The sequence below is a fragment of the Cupriavidus sp. FW305-3-2-15-C-LB2 genome (assembly GCF_058787575.1).
On sequence record NZ_JBYSZW010000049.1, the window covers coordinates 20,937 to 37,323 of the forward strand.

The following is a 16,387-nucleotide window of genomic DNA, read 5'->3' on the forward strand; positions in this document are numbered from 1 at the left end:
CGCCCCCCCGATACAGGTATTGCCAGATGTCCTCGAGGTTGCGGGGATCGCGCCCGATCAGGCACGGAATCACGTGCTCGTCCAGATAGGCCTGGACCGCCAGTTCCCGCCCGTTGAGCGTGGCATCGCCCAGGCCATGGACGCCTTCATCCGTCATCACCTTGACCGTGACAAAGTTGCGCCCCGGACAGGTGACAATGGTTTGTACCGATTCGATCTTCAAGTCGCCTTCCCCCGCGAGGTCAGTCAGTGAAATAGCTCTCCGGCGCCTGCTTGCGCAACGCCTGGAGGTGCTCGGTGATGTGGTTGATATGCGAAGCGACGCTGGCCCCGAGGCCCGCGACATCGCGTGCCGCCATCTGCGCCAGCATCTGCTCGTGCTCCTGCAGCGCGCGGCTGGCGTGGTCGGCCACCCGGCCCAGCAGCAGCCAGCGCACCCGGTCGAAATGCCGCTTGATGGGCTCGAGCATGGCCCAGACGTTGTGCCGGCCCGCAAACTCGAACAGCCTGCGGTGCATCAGCTCATCCAGCTCCGAGAACAAGTCGGTCTGGTTGCCGGCGACGGCGGCGCGCTGGCGCTCGACGATGCTGCCGAACTCCGCCAGTTGCTCGCTCGTGATGGACAGCGCCAGCTGCACGTGATTGGCGCATTCCAGCGTGCAGCGCACGAAGCGTCCCTCTTCGATCAGCGAAGTGCGCACCGGCGCAACGATGGTGCCGACCTGCCGGTAGATCTGCACCAGCTGCTCGTCTGCCAGCATGGCCAGCGCTTCACGTACCGGCGTGCGGCTGACCTCGATTGCCTGGGAGATTGCCGCCTCCGACAGCGCCATGCGCGGGGGCAGCGTGCCGCGCACGATGGCTCGCTGCAACATCGCATGGACCTGGGCGGTGTAGGAGCGGTCCTTTTCCAGCTGGAATCCAGCCAGCGCACGGGTCAGGACCTCTTCGGCATTGAAGGCTTCCTGGGAATTTTCGCGGACAAGCGAGATACGGGAGGCGCGCATTTGGGGTCGGTTATTTGAGTGTCACTGCCATGGTAGCACGTCGCCATTTTCCCAATGGTTCGGCGTAAACCCGCATGGATTCGCCAAATACTCGCGACTACAGTGCACAACACCGCCGCACTACCATGGCAGTGACCAGAGAAATGTGATCCCATATCGATATGCAGCCCATTTCCGCCACGGCAGCACGCCATCAGCGCCTCTCACAAGAAGCCCTTCTCAATGTGCGTGCCGGGGTCGAGCGTCCTCGCTACGATCGCTCCGGCCTGGGCCGGGGCATCGTGCATCTGGGTCTGGGTGCATTCCACCGCGCCCACCAGGCGCTGTACACCGAAGCCGCCCTGGCGCAGGGCGATACCCGGTGGGGAATCATCGGCGTCAGCTTGCGCAGCCCCGCCACGGGCAACACGCTGCAAGCCCAGGACCATCTCTATTCGGTCACCGAGCGTCATGGCGATGCCAGCCACACACGGATCGTCGGTGCCGTGGTTGCGTCGCTGTATGCGCCACAGGCCCTGAAGCAGGTAATCGACGCCATCGCTGACCCGGCGGTCAGCGTCGTCACCAGCACCGTGACCGAGAAGGGTTACAGCCAGCTCCCGTCAACGACCGGGCTCGACCTCGGCGATGAAGACATCCGCCACGACCTGGCCAACCCGGAGCGCCCCCGCAGCACCCTCGGCATCCTTGCGGCGGGCATACGCCGCCGGCCGCGCGGCGCCCCGCTCAGCGTGGTGTGCTGCGACAACATGGCGGGCAACGGCGACACCTTGCGTCGGCTGCTTGCACAGTTCGCGGAACTGTCCGATCCAAACCTGCCACGGCGCATCGAGGACGAGATCGCACTGCCCAATTCAATGGTCGACCGGATCGTGCCGGCCGCCAGCACAGCATCGCTCGACCTGGCCAGCCGGCTGCTCGGCGTGCGCGACGAAGCCGCCGTCGTGTGCGAGCCCTTCACGCAATGGGTCATCGAAGACCGTTTCGCGGGACCACGGCCCGCATGGGAAGCCGGTGGCGCGCTGCTGACGACCGATGTCCGGCCTTACCAGGCGATGAAGCTGCGCCTGCTCAACGGCACCCATTCGGCAATGGCCTATGCCGGTCAGCTTGGCGGATTTTCCAGCATCGCAGACGTCATGGCGAATCCCGCTGCCGCCGCATTCGCGCGGGGCGTAATGCAAGACTTGCGCGCCACTGTTGCGGCGCCGCCAGGCTATGACGTCGACCGCTACTGTCGCGAACTGCTGCATCGCTTCGAGAATACCGCCCTCGCCCACCTGACCGCACAGATCGCGACGGATGGCACGAAGAAGATCCCCGTGCGCTGGCTGCCCGCCTTGCGCGAAAGCTGCAGCGCGGGCGTCGAACGGCCATTCCTTGAGCGTGCGCTGGCGATGTGGCTGCATTACCTGCGAACCGGCCGCAGCGACTGCGGCGAGGTACTTGCGATCAGCGACCCCGGCGCCGCGGCATTGGCCGATCGCCTGCGCAGCGCAGGCTGCGACGCCGATGCCGCGCGCCAGGCGCTCGGCCATGCCGCCGTCTTTGGCACCACGCCGTGGCCCGCGCCCCTTGCCGCCCGCCTTGCCGCTTACCTGGCGGCACTGGCAAACCGCGGCGCGGCGGCATTGCTGTCCATGCCGCCGCGCCAATAAGGCGCCAGATCTTTCAATACAGGAGCACACATCACCATGACCTTCTCCCTGACACGCCGCCAGTTCGGCGCCCTGGCCGCAGGCAGTCTCGCGCTCGCATTGCCGGTACGCCACGGCCTTGCCCAGGGCGCCGGCATCCGGCTCAAGTACGGCACGGCGTTTCCTGCGGACCATCCGGGCACACTGCGCATCAAGGAAGCCGCGGAGGCCATCCGCAAGGACACCGGCGGCAAGGTGGATCTCCAGGTGTATCCCGCCAGCCAGTTGGGCAGCGAGCCCGACATGATCTCGCAGACCCGCGCCGGAGCCATGGATTTCATGTCCACTGCCGGCACCAACCTGCAGACGCTGGTGCCGACCGCCGGCATCAACGGTGTCGCCTTTGCCTTCAAGGACTACGCCACGGTCTGGGCGGCCATGGATGGCGACGTCGGCGCGCACGTGCGGGCAGCGCTGGGCAAGGTCAACCTGCACGTGTTTGAAAAGTGCCTGGACAACGGCTACCGCAATATCACCTCGGCCAGCCGGCCGGTTCAGACCCCAGCGGACCTGAAGGGCTTCAAGATCCGCGTTCCCGGCATCCCGCTCTGGATCTCGATGTTCAAGGCGCTTGGCGCCGCGCCGACCGCCATTCCGTTCGGCGAGCTCTACTCCGCGCTGCAGACGCGGGTGGTGGACGGCCAGGAAAACCCGCTCGCCCTGATCCGCAGCGCCAAGCTGTACGAAGTCCAGAAGTTCTGCTCGCTTACCGCGCATACCTGGGATGGCCACTTCATCTTCGGCAACGCCAGGAAATTCCAGGCGCTGCCCAAGGAAGTGCAGGCGACCATCGCCACCCATTTCGACAGCGCGGCGCTGCGCCAGCGCGAAGACATCGCCAGGCTGAATGTCGATGCGCAGGCGGAACTGGGCAAGCTCGGCATCGCGCTGAACCGGCCCGATCCCGCGCCCTTCCGCCAGTTGCTGCAAAGCGCGGGCTTCTACACCGAGTGGAAGAAGAAGTACGGCGAGGAAGCCTGGGCCAAGCTCGAGAAATACGCGGGCCGCCTGGCCTGACGCCATACCACCAGACTGAACGAGAAGCCGCGCCTCAGCGCGTGCCGCATGGAGACACGACGATGGAGCACACTGCCGAAACCTTCGCTGGCGCACCGCAGGAACCAGGCGCCGCCCTTGCCGTGTGGGGCCGCGCCATGCGCTGGGTCGTGGAGATTCCGGCCGCGCTGATCGTGCTTGCCGAGATCGCCATCCTGGGCGGTGGCGCCTTCGCGCGCTATGTCCTGCATGCGCCGATCCCCTGGACCGATGAACTGGCCAGCATCCTGTTCCTCTGGCTGGCGATGCTGGGCGCCATCATTGCGCTGCAGCGCAGCGCGCATATGCAGCTGACCACCTTCATCAAGGACCTGGCGCCGGGCAGGCGCGCGTGGCTCGATGCCTTTGGCATGTGGCTGGTGGTGGCGTTCCTGCTGATGCTGGTCTGGCCGGCCTACGAGCACCTGAGTGAACACATCGAAGTCTCGTCGCCAACGCTGGAGATCAGCGAGGGCTATCGCTCCGCGGCGGTGCTCGCCGGCGCGCTGCTGATGCTGGCGACGGCCGTCATCCGGCTGGTCGCGCAGGCCGACTGTAAACGGGTTCTCGTCAGCGGCGTGGCGGCGGGCGTAATCGGGGCAATCTTGTGGGCCTTGTCCCCGGTGCTGGCAGAACTCGGCAACATCAACCTGGTGATCTTCTTCCTGCTGGTGCTGGTGGTATGCGTCGCCATTGGCGTGCCGATCGCCTTTGCCTTCGGCCTGGCCACCATGTGCTACCTGGCCTTCACCACCACGACCCCGCTGTCAATCGTCCCGAACCGCATGCAGGAAGGCATGTCGCACCTGATCCTGCTCGCCGTGCCGCTCTTTGTCTTCCTGGGCGCGCTGATCGAGATGACCGGACTGGCGCGCGCCATGATCAGTTTCCTCGCCAACCTGATCGGGCATGTGCGCGGCGGCCTGCAGTACGTGCTGCTCGGCGCGATGTATATCGTGTCCGGCATCTCCGGCGCAAAGGCAGCCGACATGGCAGCGGTCGCGCCCGCGCTGTTCCCGGAAATGAAGCAGCGCGGCGCCAGGGACGGTGACCTGATCGGATTGTTGTCGGCGTCCGGCGCGATGTCCGAAACGATCCCGCCCAGCATCGTGCTGATCACGGTGGGATCGGTCACCGGTGTGTCGATCACCTCGCTCTTCATCGGCGGCCTGATGCCTGCGGCCGTGGGCCTGGTCATGATGGCCTGCGTAGTCTGGTTCCAGACGCGCAAGGAAGACATGAGCACGGTGGTACGCCCTACGCGCGCCGTGATCGTGAAATCGCTGCTGGTGGCCCTGCCGGCCCTGGCCTTGCCCGTGATCATCCGCACCGCGGTAGTGGAAGGCGTGGCCACCGCGACCGAAGTGTCCACCATCGGCATCTTCTACGCAGTGCTCGCCGGCATCTTCGTCTACCGGCGCTTCCACTGGCGCAGCATCTACCCGATGCTGGTCGATACCGCTGCGCTGTCCGGCGCGATCCTGCTGATCGTCGGCTGCGCCACCACAATGGCGTGGGCGCTGACGCAATCGGGCTTCGCCGGCGACCTGGTGAAGATCATGTCCGCCGTGCCGGGCGGCAAGACCGGATTCCTGCTGGTGTCGGCGCTGGCATTCGTCCTGCTCGGCAGCCTGCTTGAAGGCATCCCGGCCATCGTGCTGTTCGGCCCGCTTCTGTTCCCGATCGCAAAGATCGTCGGCGTGCATGAAGTCCACTACGCCATGGTGGTGATCTTCGCCATGGGCCTGGGCCTGTTTGCGCCACCGTTCGGCGTCGGCTTCTACGCGGCTTGCGCCATCGGGCGGGTCTCGCCTGACGTGGCCATGCCGCGGGTCTGGCCGCACATGGCGGCGCTGCTGGTGGCTTTGCTGCTGCTGACACTGGTGCCTTGGTTCTCGATCGGGTTCCTGTGAATGCAGTCTTTCGTGCACCCGTCGATGTCTGCCTGAAAAATCGTGTCGTTCCTTCCGGTTAGCCGATACCGGACCGCTGTCAGGTTTGGGCGCCGTCCGCGCCTCCAGCGCATGCCTGCATATAGCAGAACACCATCGCCGCGCGCGATCGGACACCGAGTTTGCAGTAGATCGTCTTGAGATACGAGCGGACGGTAAATTCGCTGATATGAAGCCGGCCCGCGATCTGCTTAGTCAAATAGCCCATGCAGACGAGTTGCACGATCTGCAGTTCGCGCACGGTCAACACGCTTCGCACATCGGGGACGGCGGGACGCGGCTCGCCGGCTGGCAGCGGCGCGGCCGCCGGCACGGCCACCGGATCAGCGATCAGGGCGTAATAGTTCCCCTCGAACTCGAACTGGGTAATCTCGCCTTCCCCGTACGCCCCCCCGCGTGGCGCACGCAGGCCGCCTACCTGCAGCAACCGACATCGCCGGCCGCCCAGTTCGACCTCGCAGACCTCTCTCCCCCAACTGCCCGACCGGATTGCCGCCGCCCCGTACCCGGCCGTGGGCGAATCCCCTAATGCGCTGTACGGTGCCAGCAGCGCCCCCCGGCGGAATCTGTGAAGCATGGTTTTTCCTTCTTGTCGTTCCGCCTGGCAACACGACGACGAGCGAACGGCACGCCGGATGCCCGCATGACGGCACAGCTCAACTGCCGGCTTCGAGTCGGCATTCGTATCCATGCGCGCTGACAAGCTGCGTTCCCCCGAGTCAGGCTGCAGTGCCCCCGCTGCACTTTTCCCTGACACAGGCCGCTCGAAACTTCTTTGTTTTGGCATATGGCCGGTGACTTTGCAAGGAAAAAGCGAGAGCGCAAGCAGGCTACCCCATTCCGGCTACGGCAAGGCGGCACGCCCCGCCTTGCGGGCCCGTTGTGCTGTACCCCGATGCGCCGGTCCTGTCGCGCCCGGCCGGTCGCGCGAATCCCGCCGTGCCAGAGGCATCGGGCGATGCGGCGGGCACCTCGCCGCATCTAGAGTGGCCATGACAGCGGCATGACACACGGCCGCGTGGAGGCATGCGATGAGCGACCAATTCGACAATGACCTGATGGAAGACCTCAGTTTGGACGAATACGCCAGTAGCACGGACTACGGCGACACGGCCGACGACGCCGCCGATCATGCCGCGCTGCAATCGGGCTTCGCGCGGACCGCGTCCCCGTTTGACGAGGACGGGGGCGACGATGCTTTCACGGACGAGACAGATTCGGCCGATATGGCGGCCGCGCAAGACACCGACATCGGCGACCACATCGACCAGATGGCCGTATGGAACGCCTTCGAGGAAGAAGTAGCCGACGGCCTCGACGCCGCCGACGACGACGAATTTCTCGGCCGCCTGCTGGGCGGCCTCGGCCGCGCGGCCGGGGTGATAAGCCGCCAGGCCGGACGCATGCAGGGCGTCGCACGAAGGGCGGGCCGCGTGGCGGGACAGGTGGGCCGGGTGGCGCAGGCTGCTTCCCCCACCGCCAACGCGGCGGCCGCCCTTGCGCGCATGCTGGGCGCGCCGAACCTTGCGCGCGGCCTGCAAACCGCTGGCCGCCTTGCCGGGGACGTCAGCCACGCGGCGCGCCAGGCGCGCCGGCAGGCGGGCGCCCTCGGCACCCTTGGCGGCGGCACTCAGGACATGCTCGCGCAGATCAGCCAACTGCTCGCCTCGCAGGCCAGCGCGAGCCAGGGCATGGACGCGATGATCGATCTCTATGCCAACGACGGCATCGACGAGGCCCTGCCCGCAGCGGTGGCGCTCGCCACGCGAGCCGCCGCGCGCGGACTCGGCCTGTCAAATGTGGCGCAACTATCGGCCGCGGGCCGGCGGCAACTCGTGCGCGGCGTCGCCAGCGCGGCACGCGAACTGGTGCGCGCAGGCGGACCCGGGGCCACACGCGCCCTGGCACCGCTGGCGCGCGCCGCCACACGCGTCGCACGCCAACGCCAGCAACCGCCGAACCAGGCCGCGCGGGCGCTGCGCCGTGGGCTGCCCCAGGCCGCGCGCCGCGTCGTCGCCAATCCCCGCATGCTCGATCGCCTGGCGCAACCCGCTCCCCCTGGGCCGATGGCCCGCCCCACAGGCATCGGCCGCGGCGTGCGCACCATCCGGCCGAGAAGACCCCGGACCTTCCACTTCGGCGGACCTGTGACGCTGACGGTCGCACCCCGCTGAGCCAATCAACTTGAGCCGCACACCAAGGAGCACACCATGGACCGATTCGAGGCCGATGTAATGGACGAGCTGATGGATGAAGCCGCCGAGGGCCCCACTCGAGGCAGCGCGATGGACCTGATGCACGACGACGGGTACGACGAATCCGACGAGGGCAACGACAGCTACGACGAATGGGATGAAGGCGAGGACAACTTCGTCGGCCGCGTGCTCGCAGGCGGCGCGACCCAGTATGACGAAGGCGAGGACGAGGGCGATACCTACGAGGACGTGGACGGCATCGACTCCGTCGACGAATACGAGGCCGCCTACGACGAACTGGACGGCATGGAGGACGCCGTGGCCGATGCCATGGAAGCCGGTGACGCCGACGAGTTCTTCCGCCGCCTGCGGCGCATGGCGAGCGGCGCGGTCAATGTCGCGCGCCGCGTGGGGCAAGGCATTGGGCAGGCCGCGCGTGTGGTGGGACCGATCGCCAGCATGATTCCTCTTCCACAAGCGCAGTTGATCGGGCGCATCGCCAATGTGGCCGGGCGCATGCTCGCCGACGGCGCCGACGAGTATGAGACCTTCGACGAACTGGTGGATGGACTCGACGAGGATGCGATCGACGCCGCCGCGCCGGTGCTGGCCGGCATGGTGCTCCGCCGCGCCCTCCCCTCGGTCGCGCGCGCCGCGCCCGCCGTGCGTCGCGCCGCGGTGCGCGGCGTGGCCCAGGCGGTGCGAACGGCCACCCGCACCAGCGGCGCCCCCGCGGCACGCGCGGTTGCACGCGCGGTGCGCGCCACGCAACGCACAGTGCAGGCGCGCCAGCTGCCGCCGCGCGCCGCTGTGCGTACCGCCACCCGCACCGCGCAAGCCGTGGCACGGCGACCCCAGGCGGCGCGCCAGCTGTCGCAGCCGCTGGTGCCTGCGGCGCGCCGGGCCACGCCGCGCGGCCGCGGCGCGCAGGCCGCCGCGCGCACGATAGCGCCGTTAGCGCGCCGTGTCGCGGCAACCGGCCCGCGCGCCCAGTCCCGCAACTATGGCGGCCATGGCGTCGGCTGCCCACACTGCGGCGGCCGACGCATGCATGTGCGTGGGCCGGTGACCATCATCGTCCGTGGCGCATGAATCGTCGCCAGTGACACCGATCGGAACGGGGGCCGGCCATGAACCTGCAGCGATTCCTGAGCGCAAAGATTCGCGGCCTGTCCGCGCGCCTGTCGCGGCTGGCCCGGGTCGACAACGCCTTTGTCGGACTGCGCCCGCAAGACATGCCCCATGCGCCTTCGCAGCAACATTTCGACACGGCCAACGCGCGGCTGGCCCAGGCCGAGCAACGCATCCGCGCGCGCTTCGATCAGATCCTGCCGGACTGGCAGCAGAGGCCTGCGCAACGGGTGTTGATCGACGTGGCGCTGGTCGAGCGCGAACTTGACCGCGCGCGGCGGCTGTTCGGCATGTTCTACGAAGTGTTCGCGCAGCGGGGCACGAGCTTCGGCCCGTCGCTCGCCGCGCACGACGTCATCGCCGAAGACTGCTACCGCGCCGTTCGACGCGCCGCGCCACACGTCTTCGATGGCCCGCTGCTCAAGCCGGTCTGCTACATGGAGCACGGCTATTCTCCCGCGACGATGCGCCGTGGCGTGGCGCTGTCGCGGCTGCTCGGCGAGGCCAATCCCTTTCCGCTGATCCGCATACCCTGGGACCGAGACCAGCCGTGGCAATCGGTCTTCCTGCATGAAGTCGCCCACAACCTGCAGGCCGACCTCGGCATCTGGAGGGAAAACCGCCAGGCCGTACTCAGGCGCACCATGGGCAAGACGCGCGATCCCTTCCTCGCCACCGTCTACGGCCGCTGGCACAAGGAGATCTTCGCGGACCTCGCGGCCATCCTGCTCGGTGGCCCGGCGGCGGCCTGGGGCATGGCGGATTTCCTCGCGCACCCCCAGCCGCGCACCATGACCTACCGGCCCGGCGGCGCGCATCCCACCGCCTACCTGCGTGTCTACCTGCTGGCCGAAATGCTACGCCGGCTCGGCTTCGCGCGCGACGCCGCACGGTTGTTACGGGTTTGGCAAAACCTGTACCAGCCCTCCGCCGGGCACCGCATACCCGCCGCGCTGATGCTGAGCGTGCCGCGCATCGTCCCGGACGTCGTCGACGAGATTGCGTTCCAGACGCGCCGCAACCTCGCCCAGCGCGCCCTGGCCGACATCATTCCCTTCTCGCGTGACGACGAGGCTGCCATTCGCGAAGGCGCGCGGCTGCTTGCGTCCGAACGTGAAACCGGACTGCCTCCCCGCCACCTCGTGAGCGCCGCGCACTACGCGATAGTGGACGGGCGCATCCCGCCGAGGCGCCTCGCGCACTGCGTGATCGGCCAGCTGAGCGCGCGCATGGCCTCGCGACGCCCGCGCGCAGCGCCGTACGAGCCGCAGCCTGCGCTATTGCACCTGGTGTCGTAGGCGCGCACGACAACACACGCATCACGCCGTTCAACGCAACAGAGGATCACCATGGCCTATCCCGCGATTCCCCAACCGGTTCCGTCCGGCTCCGACGGCAAACCCATGAGCATCGGAAACAGCCAGCGGCTCGCCTTCGATACCCTGCTGCGGCGCGAACTGAAGATCGGAGATCCCAACGACGCCCAGCAGATCGCGAGAGCATTGCTGGACCGCTACCAGTCCGACGCGCGCGCGCAGGGTATCGGCGGCGAGGCTCAGGGACTGCCGTTCCTGAATACCGCGGCTCCACGGCCCTCGGCCATCGCTGCGCCGGAGGCGACCGCGACCAATCTGGATCTGGATCAGGCCCGGGCGGATGTGGAGCAGGATCTGCAGCAACTGATCGCGAGCAACCTGACCAAGGACATCCGGCCAGAGCTGGAGGGGTGGCATCAGACCCTGTCCCTCACCATCGACGATGGCGTCGCGGCGGCACGCCAGTCCCTCGACCCCTACAGCCGGGACCGGGCTTTCGCCGCACGGCGGCGCCTGGGCGAATATGCCAGGCTGGCACGGATGGTGGGCGCGCTGTCCACCGAGCTGAACGAAAGCTATCGCAATCTCGGGCAGAGCCTCGACGAAGTGGCTGCGGTGCTTCTGGTGTTGATGGGCGAGGCGCTCGCCAATACAGGCTTCCAGGGCGGGCGCACATTACTGCGCGTGCCCTACTCTGAACTGCAGGCGCGGCGCGACCAGGTGCTGGTGTGCCTGCGCAATATGTCGGGCGTGGCCCAGGAATCGCTGGACCAGAACACGATGCCGCGAGGCCTGGCCGCCTATCGCGGCCTGCACGCCAGTCTCGAAGCGCATGGCCAGTCGGACCTGCGGGCACTGCTCCACGAAGCCGACCTTTCCCGTGCGATGGACGAAATGATCCAGCTGTGTGCGGGAGGCTCGAGCGACGGGCTGCGCCGGGTCGGCGCGACCGCATGGAACATGCTCGGGCGGTTCTCGCGCTTCGTGCAGGTGACGCTGCACCTGCCGGTCCGCGACGCGCCACCGCTGCTGGCGTTTCAGGACGCCTTGCAGTTGTTCGTGGACGGCTTCCAGGCTTCCGGCGGCCTGCGCCTCCTGCGCATTGCGCGTCCCAGCGTACTGATGTATGGCCTTTACGGAGGGAGCGGCACCACCTTTGCCGAGCAGCGTCTGATGAATCTGGTCAGTCTGCGCGGCAGATTTGCTTCGACCATCGACTGTGTCACCCGTTGCGACTGCGACCCCGATACGCTCAAGCTGCAGGTCCTGCTTGACCGTGTCCTGCACGATCTCGACCGCGCAATCGATCTCTACGCCAACGGCACCGAAGAGTTTGGCATGCCGGAACAGCGTGCCGCCGCCCACGCCATCTTTGCGCTGGCGCTGCGTTACCCCGATGTCTGGCTCGATGCCGCTGCACCGATGAAGGACATCACCAATCCCGACAACCCGACGGGCGCAATGCTGTCGGAAATGGCCGCACTGCTGATCCCGGCAGGGGTCAGCTTCGCCGCCCCGCAGGATCCGGTCATCCCCGCGCCCCAATGGCGTGTATGGGACAAGCACACCATTGATCACTTCGATCTGACGGGGCCGGCAGGACCGACACCGCTCGCCTGGCTGATGCATGGCGAGCTTGTGCTCCAGCTGCAGGCCGAGCGCGCACTGCGGCCCATCGTCGAACAGATGACATCCGGCTGCATTCCGGCCTCGGATATGCTTGCAGATGCGACGCTCGCCCCCGTCTATCACAGTCCGCCACATATGGGGACCTTTGGCAATATCGGAATGCTGCCGGGATACCAGCGCGGCGCGTTGATGATGATCGAGCAGCGCGTGCCCGAGTGGCACCGGCGCAACCGCGACTATCGCGAGCACGCCCCGCAGATTCCGCCGCATCCGGACGGCTCGATCGATCGTATCGCGCACGAGTTGGGGGAACGGAATCGCCGGCGACTCCTTACGCCGGGCACGTCCGCCGTGCCGCCCGCCGCTGCCCCCGCCCCTCTCACTCCCGGTGCGGCTGATGCCTTCGACGGCACCGAAGGTACTGGCGCCGACGGTAGCGGAGCGGGCCCTGCGGGTCCCGACGGCGGCCCTGCCAAGGCCTGACCCCCGACGACGGAGCGCATCATGAACTTCCAGACCACCGAAACCATTCAGCGCCTGTGGGAGACCTTTCTGCAGGAGCAGCTGGCCAGCCTGCCGCCCGACCAGCGCGACGCCTTCGCCTCGCAGTTCGAGCAGCGTTACTCTGAACTGTTGTCCAAACCCAATGGCAGCGGGGAGGAAGGCTTCTTCGATCTGCTCGGCCTCGGTCCGCAGGGGGCAGTCGGCTTCGAGAAGATCGGCTATCCCTATGTACAGCCTGACTTCGACGATTCAATCATCCCGAGCCAGTTGCATGCGGCTGCCGAGCTGTACTTTATCTATCAGCACGAGCGCATGAAGATCTTTGAGGTGGTCGAGACCCTGCTGCGCTTGTTCCGCCTGGGGAAGATGCGCATCCAGCGCGGCCCCGGCGCGCGCGGACTCTATCTGCTCGAAAAATGGCGGCCACTGCGCTACACCCGGCAGGACCGCATGGTGGCCTATCGGCGCGCCTTCAACTATGGCACCGCGCAGGCCCCGGCCGGCGCAGTGGTCAACCGCAATTTCCATCGCCAGATGGTCGGCTTCATGGTGGCGATGGGCCAGTACTTCCGCGATCTGCTGATCGGCGAAGTCATCCGGGGCGGACAGCTGATCGACCAGCGTCCCTTCGGCAGCGTCGGCACCATCCAGCGCATCGGGCTCGACCTGCGCTATGCGCTGGACCGGTCTACCTACGGCAATATCTTCGCGCTCGCGATGGAAACCGGGCATTACCTGATCCAGGTGCTCAAGCTGCTGGATTCGCCCGACATCAAGAAGGCCTTTGACGCCAACACCAAGTGGGATGTGGTCGAGATCGTCTCGAATCGCTATCTCGGCGGGGTGGCCGAGCCCTCGCAACGGGCCAAGATGGCCGAAAGCGGCCGGCGGATCCTGCAGTTTGTTGCGGACAATGATTTCAAGACCGCAACCGATCCGATCCTGTTCCAGAGCGTGGTGCGGCCCATGGGCGCGCACGCGGAAGCCTGGGTCGCCGCGTACCGGATGACGCCCGAGGGCCGAGGATTCCCCGGCGTGACACACGCGCTGAACAGCGTGCTCGGCGTGCCGCAGGCTGCGGCCTGACCGTGGCGCGCCGTACATTTGCGCATCCCTGACCGCGGCTGACACGGAGACGCCCCGCCATGCATGCTGAGGACATGATCGTATCGGTACGGCAACGCAAGCTCGCCTGCATCCTCGATCCAGCGCTGGTGCTCGGGTCGCCCTGGGGGCCGAGCCTGGCGTTGCGGCTCACGCGGGTGCTGGAGCCCTGGCTCACGCGCGCGTTCTGGCAGGTCATCGATGCGAGCGAGATGGTACTGCCAGGCCTCTCGGCCAACGGCGCGGCACTGGACAGCGGCGGCGCCGTGCCGAGGCCGCTCGAACCCGCTCTGATTGCGTGGATCGCGATGCGCGACTGCACCGATGCCGCGTCGTGGCCGTTTCGCTGGGTCGGAGACAACGTGGCCGGTTCCCAGCTTGGCGACGCTGCCGACCATGCCGTGGTCGAGCGCTACGAGGTCCTGCTCGACGCCCTGCTGCGCCGCTGCGAGGGGGCAAGGCCGGCGCTCGGCCCAATGCCCTCCCCCTGGTGGGATCCGCTCGCCATCGCCCTCGACACGCTCGCACTCTCCGCCACGCTCGATGCCGCCATCGTGCTGACCACGCTTGATGGTGACGGCGCACCGTGGCCGGTGCATGCCCTGTGGCGAAGCGGCGTCGACGTGCGGCATCTGGACCCGCTGCCTTCCGAATCCCTGTTCGGCGCCGAGCGCTCGCTGCTGCGCGACGCACTGGCAGCGGCAGGAGTGGCCGGGCTCGCCGAACGCCTGCCCAGGCTGGCCGCGCTGCATGTAATGGCGTCGTCGCCGCACCATGCTTGCGTCGATGGCCCGCTGGTCGGGACCGGCCATCATGCCGACCCCTGGCAGCAAGCCACCGCCTGGTGGTATCCCCTTTGCCCCACTCCGGCGATCGGCACACCGGCCCCGCAAGGAGCCGAAGCATGAGCGCAGCAATCGACCAGTTCGTCGACGCCATGCTTGACGATGCCGTTCGGCACTGGACGCGCGAGCGCGGACGCGCCGGGGATGCCGACCCTGCCGTCGGCCGCAACGAATGCCTGCCGGCCTCGCGCGCCCGGCATCTGGCATGCCGTGATCTGGCCGCCGCCGAGGTCCGGCCGCGCGGGCAGCGTCCGGCGCTCATCGTCATCAATAACCTGCGTGGCCGTTGCGCCGAGCAGATCCTGGTCGAACGCCTGTGCCTGCGCGGCTTCGATGTGCGCAACCAGCTCCGCATCGGCCCGCGCAGGGGCGGCTCGGTGCTCGATCTCACGCCGATGCCGGCTGCCCCCAAGCGCCTGCCGGCAGGCCTCGAAAGCAAGCTGCTACACGCAACCGATTACCGCGACGCCAACGGACGGCTACGCCTGAGCCATCTTGCGCGACAGGTGGTGCGCGACGTGGACCAGGTGCGGCGCCATATGCGCCAGTCCCGGACCAGCGCCGTGCCCGGGCTGCCGCAGCGCGTGCGCCTGTTCTATCAGGTCAGCGGACGCGTGACTGATGCGGAGCTGCACCATATCGCGCACACCGTCTACGACGCCGTCGCTGCCGAGAACCGGCGCGCGCCGGGACAGCCGCAGATCGCCGCCACCGTGGTGCGCAGGATGCGATAGGAGATGGCTCCCATGTCCCGCCCGATTCCGCTCGTCCAGCAAGCCCTGTCCCGTCCGGCCGGCCGCGACGGTGCACGCCCCGTTCCCCGAATCAATGCCGACGAACTCGTGGCGGTGTCCGTCCTTGGGCAGATCGCGCATCCCGTGGGGCGCGCCTCGCCCTACCGCATTGGCTACGACGGCGTGCCGCGCGTCCTGCCGGGTACCGGCGGCATCGTGGTCAATAGGCGCATCGGCGATCCTTGCGTCGGGTTGGCGGGCGACCATATCGAGCCGGGGGTCGCCCTGCACAACAACGGGCGCGAGATCGTCGGCCCACGCGACGGACCCAACAGCGCCCTGCTGACCTATGCCTGCGTCGGCAATCCGGCCCGTGTGGTCAACGGAGCGTGCGCGGGCCGGACTGGTGTGGTGACGGGCAAGCACGGCGGCGTCAACCACGTGCTGGTGGACTTTCCCACGGAGGTGCTGGTGCGCCTTTGCATCGGCGACCGCATCCAGGTTCTTTCGCATGGACTGGGCTTACGACTCCGCGACTACCCCCGAATCGAAGTCCTCAACTGCTCGCCGCGCCTGCTGGCGCGATGGGGCCTGCTGGAGCGCGATGGCCAGCTCCATGCGCCGGTCACGCATCTGGTGCCGGCGCGCGTCATGGGCTCCGGGCTGGGAAAGAACAATGCATGGCGCGGGGATTACGATATCCAGCTGTCGGACCGGCAGGCACGTGAGCGCTACCGTCTGGGCAGCCTGCGCTTCGGCGACATGGTGGCGATCATCGGCGCCGATACGCGGCGGGGGCCGCGCTACGCCAATGACCGCGTGACCATCGGCGTCGTGGTACACGGCGACAGCACGGTCAGCGGGCACGGCCCGGGCGTGACGCCGCTGCTCACAGGCCCCGCCTCGCTGCTGCGGCCGCTGCTCCGCCCGCAAGCCAATGTAGCCGAAATCCTCGGCGTGCGGCGAGCCGCGCCGCCACGTACCCAGCTGACACTGCCGGAGCGCGACCGGCGCGTTCGCTGCGCGGTGCCAGAAGCGCCACCGCGGCTGGCGTACGCCACGCGGTAGGGCGAAGGTTCTGGTGCAAATACGAAACGCGGGAAGGTCGCGACCCGGTTGTCGGACATCTCAGCAAGCGGAAGCATCGCCATCCAGGCGGCACGCCTCTGGCCGCGGCCGTGCAGGCCCTGCTGCCGCTGTGTATCACGCATGCGCCCGGCTACATGCTGGTGGGCGAC

Annotated in this window: 13 protein-coding genes and 1 pseudogene; 11 read left to right on the plus strand and 3 right to left on the minus strand. The window is 67.6% G+C overall.

Translation table 11 applies throughout. The annotated features are described in order from the left end of the window. Both AC3WRR_RS27815 and AC3WRR_RS27820 read right to left on the minus strand, forming a co-directional pair. Positions 1–223, minus strand: a pseudogene (locus AC3WRR_RS27815) (bifunctional D-altronate/D-mannonate dehydratase); the annotation flags it as partial. A gap of 19 nt (positions 224–242) precedes the next feature. Beyond that, entirely contained in the window at positions 243–1,007 is a 765-nt protein-coding gene (locus AC3WRR_RS27820) for a GntR family transcriptional regulator (protein WP_011615407.1), read from the minus strand. Positions 1,008–1,168: 161 nt separating this feature from the next. On the opposite strand from AC3WRR_RS27820, the gene AC3WRR_RS27825 reads away from it, so the two are divergent. The 3 genes from AC3WRR_RS27825 (at position 1,169) to AC3WRR_RS27835 (ending at position 5,652) form a co-directional block, all read left to right on the plus strand. Then, positions 1,169–2,665: a mannitol dehydrogenase family protein gene (locus AC3WRR_RS27825; RefSeq protein WP_492298664.1), complete on the plus strand. Its 1,497-nt coding sequence runs from the start codon at positions 1,169–1,171 to the stop codon at positions 2,663–2,665. Positions 2,666–2,701: 36 nt separating this feature from the next. Then, complete coding sequence (locus tag AC3WRR_RS27830; protein WP_010809552.1) at positions 2,702–3,721, plus strand: TRAP transporter substrate-binding protein; 1,020 nt, start codon at positions 2,702–2,704, stop codon at positions 3,719–3,721. Positions 3,722–3,783: 62 nt separating this feature from the next. Continuing rightward, complete coding sequence (locus tag AC3WRR_RS27835; protein WP_492298666.1) at positions 3,784–5,652, plus strand: TRAP transporter large permease; 1,869 nt, start codon at positions 3,784–3,786, stop codon at positions 5,650–5,652. A 79-nt stretch (positions 5,653–5,731) separates the two neighbouring features. Here the strand turns inward: AC3WRR_RS27835 and AC3WRR_RS27840 are convergent, their stop codons facing one another. Then, entirely contained in the window at positions 5,732–6,268 is a 537-nt protein-coding gene (locus AC3WRR_RS27840) for a response regulator transcription factor (RefSeq protein WP_010809554.1), read from the minus strand. A gap of 454 nt (positions 6,269–6,722) precedes the next feature. Between AC3WRR_RS27840 and AC3WRR_RS27845 the strand changes: the two genes are divergently transcribed. The 8 genes from AC3WRR_RS27845 to AC3WRR_RS27880 are packed head-to-tail and all read left to right on the plus strand — an operon-like array spanning position 6,723 to position 16,217. Next, complete coding sequence (locus AC3WRR_RS27845; RefSeq protein WP_492298667.1) at positions 6,723–7,865, plus strand: hypothetical protein; 1,143 nt, start codon at positions 6,723–6,725, stop codon at positions 7,863–7,865. A 36-nt stretch (positions 7,866–7,901) separates the two neighbouring features. Further along, positions 7,902–8,978, plus strand: coding sequence for a serine/threonine-protein kinase (locus AC3WRR_RS27850; RefSeq protein WP_136227771.1), 1,077 nt, complete (start codon positions 7,902–7,904; stop codon positions 8,976–8,978). Positions 8,979–9,016: 38 nt separating this feature from the next. Continuing rightward, entirely contained in the window at positions 9,017–10,315 is a 1,299-nt protein-coding gene (locus AC3WRR_RS27855; RefSeq protein WP_492298669.1) for a hypothetical protein, read from the plus strand. 51 nt (positions 10,316–10,366) lie between these two features. Continuing rightward, complete coding sequence (locus tag AC3WRR_RS27860) at positions 10,367–12,445, plus strand: hypothetical protein (RefSeq protein ID WP_011615415.1); 2,079 nt, start codon at positions 10,367–10,369, stop codon at positions 12,443–12,445. Positions 12,446–12,466: 21 nt separating this feature from the next. Then, positions 12,467–13,552 (plus strand): hypothetical protein, encoded by a 1,086-nt coding sequence (locus AC3WRR_RS27865; RefSeq protein ID WP_010811754.1) that lies wholly within the window; start codon positions 12,467–12,469, stop codon positions 13,550–13,552. Positions 13,553–13,611: 59 nt separating this feature from the next. Next, positions 13,612–14,478 carry a hypothetical protein gene (locus AC3WRR_RS27870; protein ID WP_011615416.1) on the plus strand — a complete coding sequence of 289 codons (867 nt, stop codon included), beginning with the start codon at positions 13,612–13,614 and terminating at the stop codon, positions 14,476–14,478. Continuing rightward, positions 14,475–15,149, plus strand: a complete 675-nt coding sequence (locus tag AC3WRR_RS27875) for a hypothetical protein (RefSeq protein WP_492298671.1) — start codon at positions 14,475–14,477, stop codon at positions 15,147–15,149. The genes AC3WRR_RS27870 and AC3WRR_RS27875 overlap by 4 nt, the downstream gene beginning before the upstream one ends. A gap of 12 nt (positions 15,150–15,161) precedes the next feature. Continuing rightward, positions 15,162–16,217: a DUF4438 domain-containing protein gene (locus AC3WRR_RS27880; RefSeq protein ID WP_492298673.1), complete on the plus strand. Its 1,056-nt coding sequence runs from the start codon at positions 15,162–15,164 to the stop codon at positions 16,215–16,217. Positions 16,218–16,387 lie beyond the last annotated feature (170 nt).

What these genes read in the sequence shown, in the direction of transcription:
- AC3WRR_RS27820 (WP_011615407.1), bottom strand. Translation starts at nt 1,007, where the DNA reads ATGCGCGCCTCCCGTATCTCGCTTGTCCGCGAAAATTCCCAGGAAGCC.
- AC3WRR_RS27825 (WP_492298664.1), top strand. Translation starts at nt 1,169, where the DNA reads ATGCAGCCCATTTCCGCCACGGCAGCACGCCATCAGCGCCTCTCACAA.
- AC3WRR_RS27830 (WP_010809552.1), top strand. Translation starts at nt 2,702, where the DNA reads ATGACCTTCTCCCTGACACGCCGCCAGTTCGGCGCCCTGGCCGCAGGC.
- AC3WRR_RS27835 (WP_492298666.1), top strand. Translation starts at nt 3,784, where the DNA reads ATGGAGCACACTGCCGAAACCTTCGCTGGCGCACCGCAGGAACCAGGC.
- AC3WRR_RS27840 (WP_010809554.1), bottom strand. Translation starts at nt 6,268, where the DNA reads ATGCTTCACAGATTCCGCCGGGGGGCGCTGCTGGCACCGTACAGCGCA.
- AC3WRR_RS27845 (WP_492298667.1), top strand. Translation starts at nt 6,723, where the DNA reads ATGAGCGACCAATTCGACAATGACCTGATGGAAGACCTCAGTTTGGAC.
- AC3WRR_RS27850 (WP_136227771.1), top strand. Translation starts at nt 7,902, where the DNA reads ATGGACCGATTCGAGGCCGATGTAATGGACGAGCTGATGGATGAAGCC.
- AC3WRR_RS27855 (WP_492298669.1), top strand. Translation starts at nt 9,017, where the DNA reads ATGAACCTGCAGCGATTCCTGAGCGCAAAGATTCGCGGCCTGTCCGCG.
- AC3WRR_RS27860 (WP_011615415.1), top strand. Translation starts at nt 10,367, where the DNA reads ATGGCCTATCCCGCGATTCCCCAACCGGTTCCGTCCGGCTCCGACGGC.
- AC3WRR_RS27865 (WP_010811754.1), top strand. Translation starts at nt 12,467, where the DNA reads ATGAACTTCCAGACCACCGAAACCATTCAGCGCCTGTGGGAGACCTTT.
- AC3WRR_RS27870 (WP_011615416.1), top strand. Translation starts at nt 13,612, where the DNA reads ATGCATGCTGAGGACATGATCGTATCGGTACGGCAACGCAAGCTCGCC.
- AC3WRR_RS27875 (WP_492298671.1), top strand. Translation starts at nt 14,475, where the DNA reads ATGAGCGCAGCAATCGACCAGTTCGTCGACGCCATGCTTGACGATGCC.
- AC3WRR_RS27880 (WP_492298673.1), top strand. Translation starts at nt 15,162, where the DNA reads ATGTCCCGCCCGATTCCGCTCGTCCAGCAAGCCCTGTCCCGTCCGGCC.